The organism is uncultured Kluyvera sp. (assembly GCF_902485085.1).
In the GTDB taxonomy this organism is placed as follows: Bacteria; Pseudomonadota; Gammaproteobacteria; order Enterobacterales; family Enterobacteriaceae; genus Kluyvera; species Kluyvera ascorbata.
Genome location: NZ_CABTJS010000053.1, coordinates 1 through 3,706, shown reverse-complemented (window position 1 = coordinate 3,706; position 3,706 = coordinate 1). Strand labels below are relative to the sequence as shown.

The 3,706-nt window shown below is 58.5% G+C and carries 2 protein-coding genes and 1 pseudogene; all 3 read right to left on the bottom strand.

All coding sequences use genetic code 11. The features are described from left to right. Positions 1–203 (bottom strand): annotated as a pseudogene (locus RDN66_RS06910) (type 1 fimbrial protein); the annotation flags it as partial. Between the two features lie 13 nt (positions 204–216). Beyond that, the gene (mrkD, locus tag RDN66_RS06905; protein WP_308537722.1) at positions 217–1,212 is read right to left on the bottom strand and encodes a type 3 fimbria adhesin subunit MrkD; all 996 of its coding nucleotides are present in this window, start codon (positions 1,210–1,212) and stop codon (positions 217–219) included. Continuing rightward, a complete protein-coding gene (gene mrkC, locus RDN66_RS06900; protein ID WP_000813718.1) occupies positions 1,203–3,689 on the bottom strand; it encodes a type 3 fimbria usher protein MrkC in 2,487 nt (828 codons plus the stop codon). The genes mrkD and mrkC overlap by 10 nt, the downstream gene beginning before the upstream one ends. Positions 3,690–3,706 lie beyond the last annotated feature (17 nt).

Here is a 3,706-nt window from a genome sequence, read left to right as displayed (position 1 = left end):
AGGCTGACCGGCGCCAGCCAGACATTACCGCTGCCGGCATGCTGGCCGCCGTTTAGCGCGATGCTACAGGAAATATCCGTCACCCGCCCGGCAAAATCGACCCGTCCGCGATCGTAATTGGTCTCAAAACCCCACGCCGAGGGGGCGGCGAGGCTGCCGCAAAATAGCAGCCACGCGATAGTGTTTTTCGGCAATCCCTTCATTCCCCCTCCCGTATTAATCGTACGTCAGGTTAAAGATCATATGCGACTCCACCTCGCCGGTGCTGGTCGTCGGGCCATACTGATAAAAACGCGCTTGCAGCGGTATGGTGATGTAGCGGGTCTCCTGATCATTCAAGCGGCCGACGGTGTATTTCTTATTAAACTGCAGCGGGGAGCCATCCTTCAGCACCTGGATGCCAATGCCTTTCGCCATCCCGCTGCCGGCTTTTTCATTCAGCAAGGCGCCCATGGTAGCGGTAGTGCTGGTGGCCAGGGTACCGGAGAACGAGGTGCTAATGTTGGCATATCCCGTTTCACTCAGGCCGCCGCTGCACTGCAGGTCGATATTAAAATCCTTCCCGCCGGCGGTGGTGCCGACCCCTTTCAGGTCGGTGCGCCGGATGGAACCCACATCGACATTCATATTTTTCCCGCTCAGCACCGAACAGGAGGGCGAGACCACGGTGATGGCGCTGGCGCTCAGATAGGTTTCGAGGATCGGGTTACTGCCGCTCTCCCAGTCGTAGGAGGTGTACTTACCCGCCACCAGGGTGCCGCTGCCGGTGGTTGCCGCGGTTTTGATAATCTCCAGCGTAAAGCGCGACCCTTCGAGGGAATAGTCGGTGGTGTTATATACCCGGGACGAATAGACGTCGGGATAGACGATATTCACCGTCGCGCCGCCGCGGCTGAAACGCATGCCGATTCCCGGCACGTTGGTGGAGTAGATTTTATTTCCAAGGTCCGTGGCCCCTGGCGACACGATCTTCGCCGCAAAGCGGTTGGTGCCGGAAGTACAGCGATAGCTTGCCCCGCCGGGAGCGCTCATCGTCCAGTCGCGGGTAAGGATCACCGAGCCCACCGGCAGATCCGGGGGCACCACCACCCTGCCCACCACCATGTCCAGCATCACCGTTGGCGATGAGAGACGCGTACAGGAGGCCCAGGACGAGGTGGTTCCCAGCGCCATTAAGACGATAAAAAGCGTTAGTAATTTCCTCAGCGACATACGCTATCCTTTGTTGTTTGCTGTCCCAGATCCACCGAACACTGCCCGCCGCTCCACTTCACAATCGCGCGTTTGGCGTTCGCATCGCTGATAAACATCATGCTGCCCTGGCCGACAACGCCGATCTCCTTGCCGTCGGGGGAGAAAATACTTGCCGCAAACGGCAACGGCTCGTGGTTCGCCTGGCGCGCCTGCAGGGTGAGGTTGTTCTGCACCTTAGTGCCGAACGCGACCTTAACCACGCTGCCTTCCCACGGCACAACCTGCGCCACGGTGCGATCGAAGGCCACGTCGTCATGGCTGCCTTTCGGGTCGATTTCCACGGCGTTAATCCGGTACGGGCGCAGATACGGCAGGATGGCGTAACCATTGCTGTCCACACGGGTGCCCGGCGATCCCGGAAGCATCGCCCCGGCCGCGTCTTTGGCTTCAATCAGGGCCATCGTCGAGCCGCTTTCCGGTGAGAGCACCACGCCGCCGCTGTGGGCGATCATCGTCCCGCTGGCGCCAATGCCGCTCTGACGATAGCCTTCGCCCTGGCTGTAGCTGCCGTTGAGGGTGGTCCATGGCGTACGGTAGCTGCCGTTGAGCGCCACATCATGCTGACCGCCGGTGGCGGTGGTGGTCGACACGCCGTAGTTAAGGTTGTTTTCACTGTCCAGCGAACCGTTGATACCAATCTGCGAGCTGGCAAAGCGCGAGTTATTGAACGAGGTGTTCGACGTCAGGTTGGCGGTGCGGTTATCGCCAAACCACAGCGGGTAGCTGAAGTTGAGTGAAATACGATCGTCGCGACGATGACCGGAGCTGTCTGGCGTATAGACGCGCTGCGCGCTCGCCGACCAGGAGAGACGACCAAATGAATTGTTGTAGCTGACCTGATACTGCTTCTCGGTCCCGGAGCGGTTCCAGTAATCGGAGATACGGCCGCTGAGATAAAACCCGCCCCAGCCGTCCGGCAGGTTCTGGTTCACCGTGAAGGTCATGCCGTTTTTTTGCCGCCACAGGGTGTAGTTGCTGCGACTATTTTTTTCCTGATCGACGGCGTACAGCGCGTCGTTGAGGTTGTAATAACCTTTCGTCGAGTAGCGATACGCCGCCAACACGATGCTGGTCTGGGTATCGGTAAACATGCGGTTAAAGGTCGCGCGATAGCTCTGACCCGAGTCATCATGGGCATCGCTCTTCAACCGCGAATGGGTGACGTCAAAAGAGAGCGCGCCGATGCCGGTGTTCATCCCTGTCCCCACCAGGAAGGCCTGATAGTCGTCAAAACCGGTGACCCCGGTGTAGCCGGTCAACAGATTGTTGATCCCGTGCTGCCAGGTCGCCTGATAGAGCATCGGCTTGTTGCGCAGCGCGCTGTCGTCCACTTTACCGGCGGAGAGCGCGTAGCGGGTCATTCCCGGACGCAGCAGCTGGGCGACGGAAGCGTAAGGCACGCTAAACACTTCTACCGAGCCATCCGCTTCTTTCACCGAGACCTCAAGATCGCTGCCATAGCCGGAAGGATAGACATCCTGCAGGGTAAACGGTCCGGGCGGAACGGTGGTCTGATAGATAATATTGCTGCCCTGGCGCACGGTGACGAGGGCGTTGCTCTGCGCCACGCCGCGAATTTCCGGAGCATACGAGCGCATGCCGTCCGGGAACATATTGTCATCGGTGGAAAGATTAACCCCGCGCAGACCGATAGTGTCGAAAAATTCACCATTGGTGAAAATCTGCCCGCCGCTGACGATGGAGTTGAGCTGTGGGATAGGGCGCTGGAGATAGGTCTGGTTGCTGTTCCAGTGCGCTTTACCCTGCTGCTGCTGCCAGTTCAGGTTGCCGATGTGCTTCAGCAGCCAGCCGTCCCACGACAGACCGGCGTTGACGCCCAGATAGGCGCTGCTGTTATCCGACCCGCCTACCGAAGAGGTATGGCTGTTCCAGGCGTTCGCCATCCAGCCAAGATTGAGCGCGGTAATACCTTTGTCCCAGAACTCCGGGCTGACATAGTTTTTCAGGCGTTGATCTTCATAGATCTGCGGTACCGAAATGTTCAACCGCAGGGAGGACTGGACCAGGTTGTCTTTGACGTTTTCTTCGTTGCGCCAGGATTTGAGGCTACCGCAGTAGCCCTCCTGCTCGCTCAGCTGCGGATTGAGCTTTTCCGCCGCGATGCCATATTGGGCCAGCATCGCTTTGGTGTAGCAGACGCCCAGCCGACCATCTTTATCGCGCGCGATGCGTAAATCGTAGCGCCCTTTCCACTCGTCGTTGGTGTAGACGTCAAGGGAGTAAGTGCCTTCGGTAATCGCGCTGGTCGAAAAGCGCGACAGATCGACCTTTTCGCGACTGCCGACAATAAAGCCGTCGTTAAACTGATATACCGTTCCCGGGTTTTCCTGTCCGCTGGAAAATGGCGGAAAGCAGCACAGCGCGATGGCGATCGCGGTGCTTAATCTTCCCGGGCAGAATGACCTCTGCTTCATTAGCTTTTCCCTTATTT

Bases quoted from the DNA above. Each gene is read 5' to 3' on its own strand.
- mrkD (WP_308537722.1), bottom strand. From the start codon at position 1,212: ATGTCGCTGAGGAAATTACTAACGCTTTTTATCGTCTTAATGGCGCTG.
- mrkC (WP_000813718.1), bottom strand. From the start codon at position 3,689: ATGAAGCAGAGGTCATTCTGCCCGGGAAGATTAAGCACCGCGATCGCC.